Origin of the sequence: Mesorhizobium sp. M4B.F.Ca.ET.203.01.1.1 (assembly GCF_004791025.1) — a bacterium.
GTDB lineage: Bacteria > Pseudomonadota > Alphaproteobacteria > Rhizobiales > Rhizobiaceae > Mesorhizobium > Mesorhizobium abyssinicae.
The window spans coordinates 711,827-727,086 of record NZ_SRUO01000001.1; the positions used below are offsets into that span (position 1 = coordinate 711,827).

21 protein-coding genes are annotated in these 15,260 nt (G+C 66.3%); 6 read left to right on the forward strand and 15 right to left on the reverse strand.

Annotation, left to right across the window (positions count from 1 at the left end):
• Positions 1 to 64: 64 nt before the first annotated feature.
• Entirely contained in the window at positions 65 to 697 is a 633-nt protein-coding gene (locus EN846_RS03285; RefSeq protein ID WP_127282620.1) for an HAD family phosphatase, read from the forward strand.
• 336 nt (positions 698 to 1,033) lie between these two features.
• On the opposite strand, the gene EN846_RS03290 is transcribed toward EN846_RS03285, so the two are convergent.
• The 7 genes from EN846_RS03290 to ureC form a co-directional block, all read right to left on the reverse strand.
• Positions 1,034 to 1,801, reverse strand: a complete 768-nt coding sequence (locus tag EN846_RS03290) for a class II aldolase and adducin N-terminal domain-containing protein (RefSeq protein ID WP_127282621.1) — start codon at positions 1,799 to 1,801, stop codon at positions 1,034 to 1,036.
• Between the two features lie 66 nt (positions 1,802 to 1,867).
• A complete protein-coding gene (ureG, locus tag EN846_RS03295; protein WP_127282622.1) occupies positions 1,868 to 2,500 on the reverse strand; it encodes an urease accessory protein UreG in 633 nt (210 codons plus the stop codon).
• A complete protein-coding gene (locus EN846_RS03300; RefSeq protein ID WP_127282623.1) occupies positions 2,497 to 2,937 on the reverse strand; it encodes a DUF3995 domain-containing protein in 441 nt (146 codons plus the stop codon). Before EN846_RS03300 ends, ureG begins: the two co-directional genes overlap by 4 nt.
• Positions 2,934 to 3,605: an urease accessory protein UreF gene (locus EN846_RS03305; protein WP_189379794.1), complete on the reverse strand. Its 672-nt coding sequence runs from the start codon at positions 3,603 to 3,605 to the stop codon at positions 2,934 to 2,936. The genes EN846_RS03300 and EN846_RS03305 overlap by 4 nt, the downstream gene beginning before the upstream one ends.
• A complete protein-coding gene (gene ureE / locus EN846_RS03310) occupies positions 3,598 to 4,200 on the reverse strand; it encodes an urease accessory protein UreE (protein WP_127282624.1) in 603 nt (200 codons plus the stop codon). The genes EN846_RS03305 and ureE overlap by 8 nt, the downstream gene beginning before the upstream one ends.
• Positions 4,197 to 4,802: a glutathione S-transferase family protein gene (locus tag EN846_RS03315; RefSeq protein WP_127282625.1), complete on the reverse strand. Its 606-nt coding sequence runs from the start codon at positions 4,800 to 4,802 to the stop codon at positions 4,197 to 4,199. The genes ureE and EN846_RS03315 overlap by 4 nt, the downstream gene beginning before the upstream one ends.
• Before the next feature lie 84 nt (positions 4,803 to 4,886).
• Positions 4,887 to 6,602: an urease subunit alpha gene (gene ureC, locus EN846_RS03320; RefSeq protein WP_189379701.1), complete on the reverse strand. Its 1,716-nt coding sequence runs from the start codon at positions 6,600 to 6,602 to the stop codon at positions 4,887 to 4,889.
• Positions 6,603 to 6,766: 164 nt separating this feature from the next.
• Between ureC and EN846_RS03325 the strand changes: the two genes are divergently transcribed.
• The gene (locus tag EN846_RS03325) at positions 6,767 to 7,144 is read left to right on the forward strand and encodes a hypothetical protein (RefSeq protein ID WP_127282627.1); all 378 of its coding nucleotides are present in this window, start codon (positions 6,767 to 6,769) and stop codon (positions 7,142 to 7,144) included.
• Positions 7,145 to 7,273: 129 nt separating this feature from the next.
• Positions 7,274 to 7,765, forward strand: coding sequence for a hypothetical protein (locus EN846_RS03330; protein WP_127394388.1), 492 nt, complete (start codon positions 7,274 to 7,276; stop codon positions 7,763 to 7,765).
• A 44-nt stretch (positions 7,766 to 7,809) separates the two neighbouring features.
• Here the strand turns inward: EN846_RS03330 and EN846_RS03335 are convergent, their stop codons facing one another.
• Genes EN846_RS03335 through EN846_RS03355 form a run of 5 tightly spaced genes read right to left on the reverse strand, consistent with a single transcriptional unit; the run spans position 7,810 to position 10,185 of the window.
• A complete protein-coding gene (locus EN846_RS03335) occupies positions 7,810 to 8,115 on the reverse strand; it encodes an urease subunit beta (RefSeq protein WP_126057054.1) in 306 nt (101 codons plus the stop codon).
• Positions 8,116 to 8,123: 8 nt separating this feature from the next.
• Positions 8,124 to 8,717, reverse strand: coding sequence for a HupE/UreJ family protein (locus EN846_RS03340; RefSeq protein ID WP_127393886.1), 594 nt, complete (start codon positions 8,715 to 8,717; stop codon positions 8,124 to 8,126).
• A 35-nt stretch (positions 8,718 to 8,752) separates the two neighbouring features.
• A complete protein-coding gene (locus EN846_RS03345) occupies positions 8,753 to 9,007 on the reverse strand; it encodes a DUF1272 domain-containing protein (RefSeq protein ID WP_127310194.1) in 255 nt (84 codons plus the stop codon).
• A 10-nt stretch (positions 9,008 to 9,017) separates the two neighbouring features.
• Complete coding sequence (locus EN846_RS03350) at positions 9,018 to 9,320, reverse strand: urease subunit gamma (protein ID WP_095805092.1); 303 nt, start codon at positions 9,318 to 9,320, stop codon at positions 9,018 to 9,020.
• Between the two features lie 28 nt (positions 9,321 to 9,348).
• Positions 9,349 to 10,185: an urease accessory protein UreD gene (locus tag EN846_RS03355; protein WP_127310193.1), complete on the reverse strand. Its 837-nt coding sequence runs from the start codon at positions 10,183 to 10,185 to the stop codon at positions 9,349 to 9,351.
• Positions 10,186 to 10,394: 209 nt separating this feature from the next.
• Here EN846_RS03355 and EN846_RS03360 point away from each other — a divergent pair, with 209 nt between their 5' ends.
• The 3 genes from EN846_RS03360 (at position 10,395) to EN846_RS03370 (ending at position 12,709) form a co-directional block, all read left to right on the forward strand.
• Positions 10,395 to 10,649 (forward strand): acyl carrier protein, encoded by a 255-nt coding sequence (locus tag EN846_RS03360; protein ID WP_127282632.1) that lies wholly within the window; start codon positions 10,395 to 10,397, stop codon positions 10,647 to 10,649.
• A gap of 4 nt (positions 10,650 to 10,653) precedes the next feature.
• The gene (locus tag EN846_RS03365) at positions 10,654 to 11,862 is read left to right on the forward strand and encodes a beta-ketoacyl-[acyl-carrier-protein] synthase family protein (RefSeq protein ID WP_127393887.1); all 1,209 of its coding nucleotides are present in this window, start codon (positions 10,654 to 10,656) and stop codon (positions 11,860 to 11,862) included.
• A 142-nt stretch (positions 11,863 to 12,004) separates the two neighbouring features.
• Entirely contained in the window at positions 12,005 to 12,709 is a 705-nt protein-coding gene (locus tag EN846_RS03370; RefSeq protein ID WP_127394253.1) for a glutathione S-transferase N-terminal domain-containing protein, read from the forward strand.
• A gap of 10 nt (positions 12,710 to 12,719) precedes the next feature.
• Here EN846_RS03370 and EN846_RS03375 read toward each other — a convergent pair whose 3' ends face one another.
• The 3 genes from EN846_RS03375 to EN846_RS03385 form a co-directional block, all read right to left on the reverse strand.
• Complete coding sequence (locus tag EN846_RS03375; protein WP_127394252.1) at positions 12,720 to 13,040, reverse strand: hypothetical protein; 321 nt, start codon at positions 13,038 to 13,040, stop codon at positions 12,720 to 12,722.
• Positions 13,041 to 13,139: 99 nt separating this feature from the next.
• Complete coding sequence (locus tag EN846_RS03380) at positions 13,140 to 13,760, reverse strand: nucleoside triphosphate hydrolase (RefSeq protein ID WP_127282636.1); 621 nt, start codon at positions 13,758 to 13,760, stop codon at positions 13,140 to 13,142.
• Positions 13,761 to 13,842: 82 nt separating this feature from the next.
• The gene (locus EN846_RS03385; protein WP_135859558.1) at positions 13,843 to 14,949 is read right to left on the reverse strand and encodes a hypothetical protein; all 1,107 of its coding nucleotides are present in this window, start codon (positions 14,947 to 14,949) and stop codon (positions 13,843 to 13,845) included.
• Between the last annotated feature and the right edge of the window lie 311 nt (positions 14,950 to 15,260).

Genomic DNA, 15,260 nt, shown 5'->3' on the forward strand with positions numbered 1-15,260 from the left:
AGGCCTGCTTGACGGTTTATCTCGGCCCGCAAACCGATTAAGGGGATCGGCAAAGGAGCCTTGCATGACGCCGAAAGCGGTTTTCTGGGATATGGACGGGACGCTGGTCGACAGCGAGCCGTTGCACGAGGCGGCCCTGGTGGCGGCGCTGCGCAGCGTCGGCATCGCGCCGCCGACCAATCTGCATGAGCGGGTGCTGGGCGTCGCCGCATGGCCGGTCTACGAAATGCTGCGCGCCGAATTCGGGCTCGACCTGCCGTTCGACGACTGGATCGTGCGCAAATACGATCACTACCTGCCGCTGGCCGAGACGCTGAAGCCGCGCCCGGGCGCGATCGAGATCTTCAACGAATTGCGCGAACGCGGTGTCGAGCAAGCGGTTGTCTCCAATTCCGACCGGCTGATCGTCGACGCCAATCTGCGCGCCGTGGGCCTGATCTACCCCGGTATGAAGACGATCAGCCGCAACGACGTGCGCGAAGGCAAGCCCTATCCCGAGCCGTTCCTGCGCGCCGCTCATCTGGCCGAGGTCGATCCGGCGCAATCCGTCGCGGTCGACGACAGCCTGACCGGCGCCATGGCCGGCCTTGCGGCGGGGATGCGCACGATGTTCTGGCCGGAAGCGCCGATGGCTGGGCCGCCGGGGGCCGTGGTGATCAACAGCGCTGATGAATTGCGGGCGCAATTGGGGCTCTAAGCGAACTCGTAAGCGTCGGCGCCGTCATCCTAAGCGGCTGGTCATTGGCGATACCGTGTAGCTTGGCGCATGGATTGTCTAATGTAGCGCTGGTCGACCCCCACTCCGTCTCGGCTTCGCCGAGCCACCTCTCCCCCGATCGACGGGGTAGAGGAAAGGCACCAAGCTTTTTGCCGTCAACGCTCCCTTCCTTTCCCTCCGGAGGGGGAAAGGTGGCGCTGCGAAGCAGCGACGGATTGGGGGAACCACGTGGCGATCAAGCCTCGGCCTGATCAGTCACGCCAGTCACAGAAGATGTGTGCATGGCGTATGCGTGATGGGGAGAAGGAAGAGGCCTCAGTTCCGGTAGGCCGGTTCCTGCTCGTCGAGGATCGCCTTCAGCTCGGCGAGATGGCGTTCGGCCTGGCCCGGATAGTTGTTGGCTTCAGCCGCGGTCTTTTCGGCGATGGCGTCGGACAGGGTGCGCAGCGGACGGCCGGTCCATAGCGCCTTGATGTATGTCTCGGCGGCGCGCTCGAAATAGAACATGCGGTTGAAGGTGTCGGCGGCAGTGTCGCCGATGACCAGCACGCCATGATTGCCCATGACCATGACCTTCACCTTGGGATCGGTCAGAAGCTGCGAGCAGCGCTCGCCCTCCTCCTCGAAGGCCAGCCCGCCATAATGGGCGTCGACGACATGACGGTTGAAGAAGGTGGCCGAGTTCTGGTCGATCGGCGGCAGGCGAGAGTCGGCCAGCGAGGCGAGCACGGTGGCGTGAATCGAGTGCACATGCATGACGCAGCGCGCATGCGGCACGTTGCGATGGATGGCGCCATGCAGGCCCCAGGCCGTCGGGTCCGGCGCATTGGGGCCGGAGAGCGTAGCGGGATCGTTGGCGTCGATCAGCAGCAGGTCGCTCGCCTTGATACGCGAGAAATGCACCTGGTTGGGGTTCATCAGGAATCTGGTGCCGTCGTCGTTGACGGCTAGCGAGAAATGATTGGCCACCGCCTCATGCATGTTGAGCCGCGCCGTCCAGCGGAAGGCGCAGGCGAGGTCGACGCGCTCCGCGTAGAAGGGCAGGTTGCTCAGCGGTTCCTTCTGCAGGCGGGCGATGCTCATCGAAAATCCTCCGGTTTTGGCGACAATGCCGCGCTGAAGGCCAGCCAGCAACGGCAAACTCGTGGGTCAGGCCGCCGGGCGCGCCGACTGCAACCCGCCATGCTCGACGATGAACTCGATCACCTCCTTGAGGCCCTTGCCGCGCGACAGGTCGGTGAAGCCGAACGGCCGCTTGCCGCGCATGCGGGCGGCGTCGCTCTCCATGATTTCGAGGTTGACGTTCACATAGGGCGCCAGATCGCTCTTGTTGATGATGAGGAAATCGGAGCGGGTGATGGCCGGCCCGCCCTTCCTCGGGATCTCCTCGCCCTGGCAGACCGAGATGACATAGAGCGTGAGGTCGGCGAGGTCGGGCGAGAAGGTGGCGGCAAGATTGTCGCCGCCGGATTCGATGAAGATGACGTCGAGGTCCGGAAATTTGCGGTTCAGTTCGGCGATCGCCTGCAGATTGATCGAGGCGTCCTCGCGGATGGCGGTGTGTGGGCACCCCCCCGTCTCGACGCCGACGATGCGCTCCTCCGGCAGCGCCTGCAGGCGGGCCAGCATCATGGCGTCTTCCCTGGTGTAGATGTCGTTGGTGACGACGGCAATGGAGAAGTCGTCGCGCAGCGCCTTGCAAAGCTTTTCGGTGAGCGTCGTCTTGCCGGAGCCGACGGGACCGCCGATGCCGATGCGAAGGGGGCCATTGGCCTGGGTCATGCGGAAAACTCCGTGATGGCGAGGATTGCGAAGCCTGCTCCGATCAGCAGGCAGAGCGGCGAATAGAGGCGCTGGTCGAGCCGCGCGAAAGGCTGTTCGGGCGCCAGCCGGCGCCACCATGGCGTGAAGCCGGCGGTGCCGCGCCCGAGGAAGACCAGCGCGATGAGCAGCGAAGTGGCGGCCAGGCCAGGCTTGGGAAAGGGCGAGGCAAAGACCCCCTCGAGCGCCAGTGGCCACAGCGTCGCCAGGCCAAGGCAGGCGGCGACGGCAAAGCTGGCGCCAGGCGACGGCATCTCGTCGACGCCGCGGAAGCCGACGACGGCTCGGGCGCATGACTTGGCATCGGTGCCCGGCCAGATGCCGCCGATGCCCCAATAGACATGCAGCGCGGTGATGAGGAGCAGGACGAGCGAGAGCGCGAAGGCGAGCACGATCATGAGCGGAACAACCGGGAGTACTGGGTTTCGTGCCGCATTGCCATGACGTCGGAGACGAAGGCGCAGCCACCGAGATCGTCGAGCGAAGAAGTGGCGGCGCGGGCGGCCGTCGCCAGCGCGAGCGGCTCGAAGCCGGCTAACGATGCCGTAGCGTCGACCTGGCCGACGACGCCGAGCCGGATCGCCACCTGGACGAGGTTGGAGAAGAAGGCCTGCAGGAAGGCGGAGAGCGCGTCCGTCAGGCCAATGCCGTTGCCGCCGGCAACGGCGCCGACAGCGACGCAGTAAGGGCAATCGGCCGGCAGGCGCCCCAGCACAGGACTGGGCCAGGCCGAGGCTGCCTTGAGGAAGGCCGCGCCCTGCAGCATGGTCTCGGCATGACGCTCGCGCGAGCCTGCCAATGCTTCGGCGACGGCCGCGATCTCGCCGAGATCGCCGACCTCGCTGGCACGGCGCCAGCTCTCGGCAAACAGCACGGCGTCGTTCCAGCCCGAGCCCATCTCGACCAGCGCCTCCAGCCAGGCGGCAAGGCTTTGTCTGTCGGCCACAAACCCGTCCTGCACGGCGCGTTCGAGGCCATGGCTGTAGGAGAAGCCGCCGACCGGAAAGGCCGGCGACAGCCACGCCATCAGCCGCAGCAGGGCGATGCCGGATGGCTGCTCAGTCATGGTGGTGATGGTCATCATGCGAATGGGAATGACTGTGCGAATGGCTGTGGGAATGCTCGCCGCCATGCGCATGGGAATGCGCTTCGGCGTGGCTGTGCGCATGGCCATGGTCGTGATCGTGGCCGGCATGGCCTGAATAGGCGCCGCGCACCGGCTTGAACGGCTCGGTGACCTCGCGCACCGTGGCGCCGAGACCTTCCAGCATCGCCTTGATTACATGGTCGCGTAGGATGAGGATGCGGTCGGCCTCGATCGCCGCCGCGAGATGGCGGTTGCCGATATGCCAGGCGAGCGCGGTGAGATGCACGGCATCGCGGGCACGGATATCGTAGACGTCCTCGGGTGCTGCGACGATCTCGAGCTGGCGGCCGTCCTCCAGCACCAGCCGGTCGCCATTGTCGAGAGCCACCGGCTCGGGCAGGTCGACCAGCACCTTGTCGCCGGTCTCGGTCTCGATGGCGCGGCGGCGCAGATGCCGCTCGTCATGGGCAAGCACTGCCCTGGCGTAAGGGACGGTCGCTCCGGCCTTGTCCGCGGCGAGAACGGAGATCGCGCGCGGGAATTTGGTGAAATCGGTGTTGATGTTCAGTTTCATCTCATGGCTCCGCCATTAGCTTGCGCCCGCGCGCGGGCGGGACGCGACAGCACGCGCTCGAAATAGGCATTGACGCGTTCGGACTCGATCGGAAACCGGCCGGCGCGAGCCCAGCCACCCATGTCGCCAAGCAGCACATCGACCGCGGAAAATCGGTCGCCGAGCGCGAAAGGCTTGTCGCCGAGCCGACGATCGAGCGCCTTGACCTCCGCGGCGAAATCGTGGGCGGCGGCGGGGCCGACATCGACGCGGACTTCCTTCGGCAGAATGAAGCGGTGGCGCAGCTTGTTCCACAGCGGCGCCTCGAATTCCGACTGGGCGAAATGCATCCAGGAGTCCATCTCGGCGCGGCCGGCGAGACCCGGATTGGCGCCCATGCCTTTGTCGGCATGCTTTTCGGCAAGATAGACGCAGATCGCCGCGGAATCGGTGACCTTCAGATCGCCGTCGATCAGGATCGGCACCTTGCCGGAGGGGTTGAGCGCGTAAGCTTCGGGCGAGCGCAGCTTGACCTCGACGAATTCATAGGGCTGCCCGAGCTCCTCGAGCATCCACAGGACGCGGCTGACCCGGGACCCGCGCGATCCGACGGCCTTGTACATATAGTTGAACCCTGCTTTTTCCCGGACCCTAAACCATCGCAGCCCCTAACCCAATGGGCTCAACGAGCGCGGCTCAACGGCCGCCTAGAACAGGAAATACCGCTGCGCCATCGGCAGCACGGTGGCCGGCTCGCAGGTCAGCAACTCGCCGTCGGCGCGCACTTCGTAGGTTTCCGGATCGACCTCGACGTGTGGCGTGGCGTCGTTGAGCACCATCGAATGCTTGCCGATGCCGCCGCGCGTGTTCTCGACGGCGACCATCGCCTTGTCGACGCCGAGCTTCTCTTGCAGGCCGGCGTCGAGCGCCGCCTTCGACACGAACGTCACCGAGGAGTTGGTCAGCGCCTTGCCATAGGCGCCGAACATCGGCCGGTAGTGCATCGGCTGCGGCGTCGGGATCGAGGCGTTGGGATCGCCCATCGGGGCGGCGGCGATCGAGCCGCCGACCAGCACCATCTCCGGCTTGACGCCGAAGAAGGCCGGGTTCCACAGCACCAGATCGGCGCGTTTTCCGACCGCCACCGAGCCGATCTCCCTCGACAGGCCGTGCGCGATGGCCGGGTTGATGGTGTATTTGGCGATGTAGCGGCGGACGCGGAAATTGTCGTTGTCGCCGGTCTCCTCAGGCAGCGAACCGCGCTGGCGCTTCATCTTGTCGGCGGTCTGCCAGCAGCGGATCGCCACCTCGCCGACGCGGCCCATGGCCTGGCTGTCCGACGAGATGATCGAGAAGGCGCCGATGTCGTGCAAGATATCTTCGGCGGCGATCGTTTCCTTGCGGATGCGGCTTTCGGCGAAGGCGATGTCCTCGGGGATCGACGGCGACAGATGGTGGCAGACCATCAGCATGTCGAGATGCTCGGCCAGCGTGTTGACCGTGTAGGGCCTTGTCGGATTGGTCGAGGACGGGATGACGTTGGGCAGGCCGCAGACCTTGATGATGTCGGGCGCATGGCCGCCGCCGGCGCCCTCGGTGTGGAAGGCATGGATGGTGCGGCCCTTGATCGCCGCCACCGTGTTCTCGACGAAGCCGGACTCGTTCAGCGTGTCGGTGTGGATCATCACCTGCACGTCATAGGCGTCGGCGACCGACAGGCAGCAGTCGATCGCCGCCGGCGTCGTGCCCCAGTCCTCGTGCAGCTTCAGCGAGCAGGCGCCGGCCAGCACCATTTCTTCCAGCCCCGCCGGCAGCGAGGCATTGCCCTTGCCGGAGAGGCCGATGTTCATTGGAAAAGCGTCGAAGGACTGGATCATGCGCGCCATATGCCAAGGGCCCGGCGTGCAGGTGGTGGCCAAGGTGCCGTGCGCCGGACCGGTGCCGCCGCCGAGCATGGTGGTGATGCCGCTCATCAGCGCTTCCTCGATCTGCTGCGGGCAGATGAAGTGGATATGCGCGTCGAAGCCGCCGGCGGTGAGGATCTTGCCCTCGCCGGCGATGATCTCGGTGCCGGGGCCGATGATGATGGTGACGCCGTCCTGCATGTCCGGATTGCCGGCCTTGCCGATGGCGGCGATGCGGCCGTCCCTGAGGCCGATGTCGGCCTTGAAGATGCCGGCGGTGGCATCGATGACCAAAGCGTTGGTGATGACGGTGTCGACGGCGCCCTGGGCGCGCGACACCTGGCTCTGGCCCATGCCGTCGCGGATCACTTTGCCGCCGCCGAATTTCACCTCCTCGCCGTGGAGCGTTAGATCCTTCTCGACTTCGATGATGAGCTCGGTGTCGGCAAGCCGCACCTTGTCGCCGACCGTCGGGCCGTACATCTGCGCATAGGCGGCGCGGGTAATTCTAGCCATCAGCACTTGCTCCCGAAAAGCGGCCCGATCGAAGCCGGGCTCCACATTGGCGCCATCCTATGGTCACGCAATGACCCGCTGGGCGACACCTTGTGTTCCCATTTGGCGGTTGAGGTGGGCGAGTCACCCCGAAACGACCGTTTGCCAAATCGATGGAAGGAAAATCCATGCGCAAAACGACACTTCTGGCGGCCGCCGCTGCCGCGATGCTGGCGAGCGCCGCCAGCGCCCAGCAGCAGCCTGCCCAGCAGCAGCAGCCCGCGCCGACCGCTCCCGCGGCGCCCGGCGCGCAGCCGGCCGTGCCGACGATCCAGAGCGTCAACATCGTCGACATCACCGAGCTGCCCAAGGACACCCAGACGCAGGTCAACCAGGTGATCGCCGAGCGCGGCGAGGCCGGGCTGCAGAAACTGCGCAGCTCTATCGACGCGACGCCCAAGGTGAAGTCGGCGCTGGAAGCCAAGGGGCTCACCTCGGCGCAAGTGGTCGCTGCCAGCATGAACACCGGCGGCGCGCTGACCCTGATCACCAAGAAGGCGAGCTGACGACCGGCCGCGGCGGACCGGCACCCGGTCCGCCCACGGCGCCGAAGAGGGAACCATCGCCGGACGGAAGCCGTTTCGTCCCTGTCGCGCTGCACCGCGTCCGGAAGCGACCCCCCTCAGGAGCGAGCCATGGCGATCAACCCCTTCTCCGTTACGAGGCTGAAAAGCGCAGCCGCCGTGGCGCTGCTGCTGGCGGCCGCGCCCCTTGCCGGACTGAACGCGCAAGGGCTCGAAAACAAGGAGACGGTCGACCGCATCGTCGGCTCCGACGTCGAGCAGGAAGAGAGCAAGACCACCGCCCAGGCAGGCAAGGTCGCCAGCGCGATCGACCGGACGCGCGAGAACATCGGCGCGGTGCGCAAGACCTCCAAGCTCGACAAGGTCGACATCGTGTTCCTCACCGACGCCGCACGCAGCGAAGGCGGACCGCCGCCGGCGATCGAGAGCAAGATCGAGCAGCACCGGGACGACATCGCGGAGCTGCGCAAGGAGATCGAAGCCAACGCGCTGCTGTTCAACGCCATCGATTCGCGGCGCGTGCAGGCAGAGGACGTCGTCGCCGTCGCGTTCGACGATCCGGGGAAAGTCGTTATCTATGCGGCAGCCAAGCCGCCAGGCTGAGCCGGACGCGCGGAATGGACCGACAGCTCCAGGCGCCAACGGCCTCACAGCTTGCCCATCACCTTCTGCTGAAAACCGTAGACTTCGCGTTTTCCCCCGAGCGGCACCAGCGTGACGTCGCGCTCCTGCCCCGGCTCGAAGCGGATCGCCGTGCCGGCGGCGATATCGAGGCGCATGCCCCTGGCGGCCTCGCGGTCGAATTTCAGCCCTTCATTGGTCTCGAAGAAATGATAGTGGCTGCCGACCTGGATCGGCCGGTCGCCGCTGTTGGCGACTTTCAGCGTCAGCGTCGGCAGGCCCTTGTTGAGCTCGATATCGCCTTTGGCGGTGATGACTTCGCCGGGGATCATCGCCAGCCTCACAGCACGCCGCAGACGAGGCCGACGCCGACGGCCGCGCAAGCGGCACCGGCGGCGCGGGCAAGGCCGCGGAAGCGCATGCCAAGCCCAAGCGCGGCGGCAATGCCGGTGGCGTGGAGCAGCGCGGTAGCGCCGGCAAAGCCCGCCATGTATTCCAGCCCGCCGGCGTTTTCGGGCACTTCCGTGCCATGGGCGTGACCATGGAACAGCGCGAACAGGCCGATGATTGCGACACCGGCCGAGACAGGCAGGTCAACCGCAAGTGCCACCAGCAGGCCAAGCGCCACGACAGAGGCAAGAATGCCCGGCTCGACGAAGGGTACCGGCACATGCAGCATGCCGAGCGCGCCGCCCGCCAGCATGACGCCGACGAAGGCCAGCGGCCATGCCCATATCGCCTTGCCACCCTTGAGCGCCGCCCAGAGCCCGACCGCGACCATCGCGGTCATGTGGTCGAGGCCGGACAGCGGATGCATGAAGCCGGCGGTGAAGGACGAGGTCGTGCCGACGCCGACATGGGCATAGGCGGGCATCGCCGCTGCCAGCAGCATGACGGCGGTCAGCGTGGTGCGTTTGGTCGAAGCTGAGATCATCGATTTGCCTTCTCTTATGCCTTCTCTGGGGACGGTCAGGCGGCCACGCGGGGGCCGCAACCCTCGGCCTTGAGCACGCGTTTGGTGGAAGCCGGGTATTTCTTCAGCATGGCCGCCGGCCGGATCGGCCGCGCCGTAAAATTGCCGCCGCAGTTCGGGCAGACGCCGCCGAGCACGTTTCCAGCGCAATCGGCGCAGAAGGTGCATTCGAAGGTGCAGATCAATGCATCCGTCGCCTCCGGCGGCAGGTCCTTGTCGCAGCATTCGCAGTTGGGGCGCAGCTCCAGCATCTTTTCCTCCTCAGCGTATCGGCTCGTGCACGGTCACCAGCTTGGTGCCGTCGGGAAACGTCGCCTCCACCTGCACGTCGTGGATCATCTCGGCGATGCCATCCATCACCTGCGCGCGGGTGACGACATGGGCGCCGGCCTCCATCAGCTCAGCGACCGGGCGGCCGTCGCGGGCGCCTTCAACGACGAAGTCGGTGATTAAAGCGATCGCCTCCGGGTGGTTGAGCTTGACGCCGCGCTCCAGCCGCTTGCGCGCCACGATCGCCGCCATGGCGATGAGCAGCTTGTCCTTTTCCCTCGGCGTCAGGTTCATGCGTCTTCCCGGATTGGCGTAATCAGCTTCAGAGTGACCATAATTTGGGCAGGCCGGCCCGTCCGTTGAGCAATTCGACAAGCGGAACCAGCCGCTTGCGGAGCCGGTAGCCGTCCTCGGCGAACAGCCTCGCAAGAAGCTTGCCAGATTGGTTGACGGTCCAGACGCTGGCGCCGCCCGCATCGCCGATGATGGCGCGCGCCGGATCGAGAAAAGCCTCCGCCCGCGGCGAGACCATCAGCAGTGTCGCGACCGCGGCGGCGCCGCCGGCGACGGCCGGGCGGCCGAGCGCAGCCGCTATGTCCGGCCCTATGCGGAAATCCTCGGCGTGGACGAGAGCGCCCTCCTGGCGGACACGCCAGCGGTCATGGAAGCTGCCTTCCGTCGTCCTTTCGCCCATGGCCAGGCGGCCGAACACGGTGGCCTCCAGCAACAGCGCCTCGGCGCCGGCGGCAAGCTCGACGTCGAGGCTGCGGGCGAAAGCCGCGCGGTCGAAGACGATGGTTTCCTGCGGCAGCCAGGCGAGGCTGCCGCCTGCGCCGACATTCAGCTCGACCCGCATTTCGGCACGGTCGGAGGCAGCTCGATAGACCTTCTCGCAGGCCTGGGTGGTGATCGAGGCAGAGGCACCGGCGCCGACGTCGACCTGCCAGGCAAGGCGGTCGCCGCCGGTCAGGCCGCCGGCGGTGTTGATCAGCACGGCTTCCAGCGGGTCGACCGAGACGGCCGGCATGCGGATCTTGGCCGAGCCGTCCTGGTAAAGACGCTCGAGCCGCGTGCGGCCGTCCTTCCTGCCGCAGAAAAGCCTGGCTCGCCCGGCAACACGCTGTGCAGTCGGCGCTGAAGTCGAGAGAGTTGCCATCATGTCCATGCCGCCAACGTTAAGCACTCCGGCGGCTTTGTCGATATATAGCTTGTTGCTTGACAGCGTTTCGGTTTCTATAGAGGGAGCCACCTTGGAACGGTCATGCGACGTCTGACGGAGCATGAAGCGACGACGACGATGCGAATCCGGGGATAAAAGGGGCGCTGATCGATTGGCGTCGGGAAACGACAAAGTGGGGAAGAGACCGAATGGCTGATCAGCTGGCGACGGACATCATCGCGAAGATCAAGGCTCATGCCGAGCCCGGCGGCGAAGAGATCACCACCAGCACCGAATTGACCGCGCTGGGCATCCATTCACTGGAACTGACCGAGATCATCTTCGATCTCGAGGAAGAGTATGGCATCGAGATCGAGATGAACACGGTCGATGCCTGGAGCAATCTGAAGAATGTCGGCGACATGGTCGAGGCGGTTCGCGCGCTGATCGCGAAAAAAGCCTGACCGCATGCTGAAACGCGTCGTCATTACCGGCATCGGCGGACTCTGCGGGCTTGGCACCGATGCCACCGCCATCTGGAGCGAAATGCGCGCCGGCCGCTCGGCGATCGGGCCGATCGACAATCCGCTGCTGCACGATTTGAAGGTCAAGATCGGCTGCGAGATCAAGGAGTTGCCCGAGCACGGCATCGACCGCAAGCAGCTGGTGTCGATGGATCGCTTCAGCCTGCTGGCGGTGATCGCGGCACGCGAAGCCATGCAGCAGTCCGGACTGGCGACGCATGCGGACAATACCTACCGGATGGGCACGATCGTCGGCGTCGGCGTCTGCGGCTTCGAGGCGATCGAGGAAAACTACCGCGCCATTTTGATCGACAAGAAAAACCGCGCCGGCATCTTCACCGTACCGAAGGTGATGCCAGGCGCCGCCTCGGGCCAGGTCAGCATGAATCTCGGGCTGCGCGGGCCGGTCTTCGGCGTCACCTCGGCCTGCTCGTCGGCCAACCACGCGATCGCCACGGCTGTCGACCAGATCCGGCTCGGCCGCGCCGACGTCATGGTCGCCGGCGGCACCGACGCGCCGCTGGTCTGGGGCGTGCTGAAGGGCTGGGAGGCGCTGCGCGTGCTGTCGCCCGAAACCTGCCGGCCGTTCTCGGCCGACCGCCAAGGCCTGGTGCTCGGCGAAGGCGCCGGCATGGCGGTGCTGGAAAGCTACGACCACGCCATGGCGCGCGGCGCCACAATCCTCGCCGAGATCGCCGGCGCCGGCCTCTCCGCCGACGCCTCCGACATCGTCGCGCCGACCGTCGAGGGGCCGGAGGCGGCAATGCGCTTCTGCCTCGCCGACGCCGGCCTCAATCCCGAGGACATCGACTATCTCAACGCGCACGGCACCGGCACCAAGGCCAACGACCAGATCGAGACGGCGGCAATCAAGCGCGTCTTCGGCGAGCACGCGCGCGCGCTTTCCATATCCTCGACCAAGTCGATGCATGCGCACTGCCTCGGCGCCTCGGGCGGGCTGGAGATGATCGCCTGCGTGATGGCGATCCGCGACGGCATCGTGCCGCCGACGGCGAACTTCCGCGAGGCCGACCCGGATTGCGATCTCGACGTGACGCCGAATGTCGCGCGCGAACGCAAGGTGCGCGCCGCGATCAGCAACGGTTTCGCCTTTGGCGGCACCAATGCGGTGCTGGCCTTCAAGGCGGTCTGACGGCCTCTATTTCCGCCAGGGTCATTTCCATCGACGGTCCGGAACCCTCGCTTGCATATTGATCGCGGCGGGCCGCGCGCCTAACTCATGGCGACCCGCCACGACCGCCGTCCGGCGCCCAGTCCCCGCCCAGGAGCCTTCGATGACCGACCTGTCCGCCTTTCCGATCGCCATGCGCTGGCCGGCCGCCCATCCCGATCGCATCCAGCTCTATTCCTTCCCGACGCCGAACGGGGTGAAGGTGTCGATCACGCTGGAGGAGCTTGGCCTTGCCTACGAGCCGCATGCGGTCAACATCGGCAAGAACGAAAGCTGGACGCCGGAATTCCTGTCGCTCAACCCCAACGGCAAGATCCCGGCGATCATCGATCCGAACGGCCCCGGCGGCAAGCCGATCGGCCTGTTCGAATCCGGCGCCATCCTGCTTTATCTCACTGACAAGACCGGCAAGCTGATCCCCGCCGATCCGATCCGTCGCTACGAGACGATCCAGTGGGTGTTCTTCCAGATGGCCGCGATCGGCCCGATCTTCGGCCAGGTCGGCTTCTTCAACAAATTCGCCGGGCGCGAGATCGCCGACAAGCGGCCGCTGGAGCGCTATCGCGACGAGTCGCGGCGGCTGATCGGCGTGCTCGAAACCAGGCTCAAGGGCCGCAGCTGGATCATGGATGACGACTACACCATCGCCGACATCTCGATGCTCGGCTGGGTGCGCAATTTGATCGGCTTCTACGAGGCGCGCGAACTCGTCGGCTTCGACGACTTTCCGCTCGTGGCGGCATGGCTGGAGCGCGGACTGGCGCGGCCGGCGGTGCAGAGAGGCCTCACCATCCCCGCCAGGGGCTGAAAGGCCGACCCTACTTCGCCTTGGCTTTCGCGCCACCTCTGCCAATCACCGAAGCCGCGAGCCGCGCTGTGGCGGCCACCGCGCCCGTTGCAATGCTTGCCACGGTGCGGATCGGGCCCGACTTGGCTGCCGCCGGCTTGTGCGACTTCGGCGCCTTCACGGCGGCCTTGTGCACCGCGCCCGGCACCACCTTCTTGGGCGCCGCCTTGCCGAAGGCTGGCTTGGCGTCCTTCGAGCGCTCGGCTATTGCCGGGCCGGCGCCGTTTTTCGCTTGGGTGGCCTTGCGCGGAGCTGCCTTGCCCTTGACGGGTTTTCTTGTGCTGGTAGCCATCGGACGAGTCCTTCAAACGACACAATCAGGATGTCGGCATAACGACCGGAAAGTCTTAAGGTTCCGCTCGGAAATTGCTGCAAATTGAACGAGTTCGCCTTAGCCCGGTTCGCCGATGACGAGATCGGCGACCCGCCGCCGCGCCAGCACGCGATCGATGTTGGGCATGTCGTTGGAGGCGATCCAGGCGCGGGCGTCCTCGTCGGAGCGGCCATGGCCGCGCCAGCGCTCCATCAGGCGGCGCTCGAGCTCGCCCCGCGGCACGTCGACGAAGATGGTGAAATCGAACAGAGGCGCCAGCCGCGACCACGGCTCCTCGTCGAGCAGCAGATAGTTGCCCTCGACCAGGATGAACTTGGTGTCGGCGCCGATGATCTCGGCCGCGGCGCGCGACAGTTCCATGCCGCGGTCGAACACCGGAATGGCAATGTCGGGCTCGCCCGAGCGGATGCGCTTCAGCAGCGTCTCGAAGCCGGCGAAGTCGAAGGTCTCCGGCGCGCCCTTGCGCGCGCGCAGACCACGGCGGTTGAGCACGATGTCGTCAAAGTGGAAGCCGTCCATCGGCACCACTTCGGAAGCGCCTTCCGGCAGCAGTTCATGCAGCCTGCCGGACAGCGTCGACTTGCCGGCGCCGGGCGGGCCGGCGATGGCGACGACGAAGCGCTTGGCCTTGCCGGCGCGCTTGAAGATGGCGGCTGTGATATGGGCGATCTCGGACATCGGCGCCTTTCCGGTAGCGATTTTCGGCCGCATCTTGGCGGCAGTCGGCGGAAATTTCAAACCCGCGCGGGATGCCCGGCGTTCAGGCCGGAACGGAGCGGCCGAGGCGCAGGAAATCGCCGTCGAAAGCGATCTCCCGAACCATGCCGTCGGCGCCGGTTATGCGCATGTGGTCGCGCGCGGCCTCGATGTCGCGCGGCGGCTCGCCGCCGGCGAAAGGCACGGCGCCGATGACATGGCGGAAGGAGACGCTGCGGCCTTCGGCAAGCGCAAAGGCGGTGGCGACGCCTTCGCGCTTCAGCCAGTTGTCGCCGAGCGAGGCGGCGTGGCCGACCGCGGCGCGACCGTCCTCGATGCCGAGCACCCCGAGATGGCGGCCGCCCCACGGCGCGTAGTCGCGGCCGCCATTGCTGAACCACAGCATGGTGATGGGCAATTCGGCCGGGTTCTTCAGCACCAGCACCAGGTCCTGCTCGGCATGGCGCGCAAGCGCCGTCCAGCCCGGCCCGCCGTGATCGGCTTCCACCAGCGTCAGGAAATCCTCGCGCCTGTCCTCTATGCGATACTCGGTGAGATCGGCGGTGCCGCCGGCTGCCGTGGGAAACCGGGTCAGATCGGCCGAGCGGGCGGGGTAGGCAAGGAGGAAACGGCCGCGCGCCGGATCGGGCTCCAGCGGGTCGCCCGGCGTCGCCGCATAGCGCTTCGGCGAGAAGGCGAGAGACCCGCCGCCCTGCATTACCGTCATTGGATGGTGGGCGACGGAAATGGCGCCGGCGCCGCCGGAAAAGACATGCTCCTGGTAGAGGAAGGGGTGGGTGTCGCGCAGCGTCAGCACCTTGTCGACGCTGGCACCCATGACCTTGCGGCGCAGCCGGAAGCTGGCGCGCCAGCCATCGCTGACGGCGCTATCTTCAACCAGGTCCCAGGCGCTGTTCGCCGGCCAGCCATGCAGCGGCGCCTCCTCGACATCAGCGCGCGAGAACGGCGCGCAGAGGAAATCGCCGGAGAGTCGCACCGTGCCCTCGGGCAGGTCCTGCGGCAGGCTCTCGCGCGGCGCGCCGACCCAGGGCGCGCGATGCAGCGGCTGCAGCCGGCGGCCGTCGGCCTCGACCGTCATGTCTGCGATGTGGCCGACCGCAAGGTCGAGCGCGACCGAGATGCCCCTTGCCTTGATCGTGACCGTATCCATGCCTGTCACCCTCGCGAATCTTTGGCGCCAGCAAAGCCCGCGCGATGCCCGATGCGCAAGCGCTGCGAAAAGCATTTTGCATCAGACGGGAAGTCGGCGCCGCCCCTCATTGCCCTGCCGGGCATTTCTCCCCGTATAGTGACGGGGAGAAAGGGGCTGTGTCCGAACCGGATAGATAGGTAACAGAATGGACCGATTGCATAGGTGACAGTTTTCTCCCTCGCCGGAGGACCCGGCGATGGTTTGGCGAGAGACTGGCATCATGGACGAGCGGCTTCGTTTTGTAGTGGATTGCCTTTCTGGCGAAGAGA

Coding starts and splice junctions, on each gene's coding strand:
- EN846_RS03285 (WP_127282620.1), top strand. CDS start 65: ATGACGCCGAAAGCGGTTTTCTGGGATATGGACGGGACGCTGGTCGAC.
- EN846_RS03290 (WP_127282621.1), bottom strand. CDS start 1,801: ATGAGCATCGCCCGCCTGCAGAAGGAACCGCTGAGCAACCTGCCCTTC.
- ureG (WP_127282622.1), bottom strand. CDS start 2,500: ATGACCCAGGCCAATGGCCCCCTTCGCATCGGCATCGGCGGTCCCGTC.
- EN846_RS03300 (WP_127282623.1), bottom strand. CDS start 2,937: ATGATCGTGCTCGCCTTCGCGCTCTCGCTCGTCCTGCTCCTCATCACC.
- EN846_RS03305 (WP_189379794.1), bottom strand. CDS start 3,605: ATGACTGAGCAGCCATCCGGCATCGCCCTGCTGCGGCTGATGGCGTGG.
- ureE (WP_127282624.1), bottom strand. CDS start 4,200: ATGAAACTGAACATCAACACCGATTTCACCAAATTCCCGCGCGCGATC.
- EN846_RS03315 (WP_127282625.1), bottom strand. CDS start 4,802: ATGTACAAGGCCGTCGGATCGCGCGGGTCCCGGGTCAGCCGCGTCCTG.
- EN846_RS03325 (WP_127282627.1), top strand. CDS start 6,767: ATGCGCAAAACGACACTTCTGGCGGCCGCCGCTGCCGCGATGCTGGCG.
- EN846_RS03330 (WP_127394388.1), top strand. CDS start 7,274: ATGGCGATCAACCCCTTCTCCGTTACGAGGCTGAAAAGCGCAGCCGCC.
- EN846_RS03335 (WP_126057054.1), bottom strand. CDS start 8,115: ATGATCCCCGGCGAAGTCATCACCGCCAAAGGCGATATCGAGCTCAAC.
- EN846_RS03340 (WP_127393886.1), bottom strand. CDS start 8,717: ATGATCTCAGCTTCGACCAAACGCACCACGCTGACCGCCGTCATGCTG.
- EN846_RS03345 (WP_127310194.1), bottom strand. CDS start 9,007: ATGCTGGAGCTGCGCCCCAACTGCGAATGCTGCGACAAGGACCTGCCG.
- EN846_RS03350 (WP_095805092.1), bottom strand. CDS start 9,320: ATGAACCTGACGCCGAGGGAAAAGGACAAGCTGCTCATCGCCATGGCG.
- EN846_RS03355 (WP_127310193.1), bottom strand. CDS start 10,185: ATGATGGCAACTCTCTCGACTTCAGCGCCGACTGCACAGCGTGTTGCC.
- EN846_RS03360 (WP_127282632.1), top strand. CDS start 10,395: ATGGCTGATCAGCTGGCGACGGACATCATCGCGAAGATCAAGGCTCAT.
- EN846_RS03365 (WP_127393887.1), top strand. CDS start 10,654: ATGCTGAAACGCGTCGTCATTACCGGCATCGGCGGACTCTGCGGGCTT.
- EN846_RS03370 (WP_127394253.1), top strand. CDS start 12,005: ATGACCGACCTGTCCGCCTTTCCGATCGCCATGCGCTGGCCGGCCGCC.
- EN846_RS03375 (WP_127394252.1), bottom strand. CDS start 13,040: ATGGCTACCAGCACAAGAAAACCCGTCAAGGGCAAGGCAGCTCCGCGC.
- EN846_RS03380 (WP_127282636.1), bottom strand. CDS start 13,760: ATGTCCGAGATCGCCCATATCACAGCCGCCATCTTCAAGCGCGCCGGC.
- EN846_RS03385 (WP_135859558.1), bottom strand. CDS start 14,949: ATGGATACGGTCACGATCAAGGCAAGGGGCATCTCGGTCGCGCTCGAC.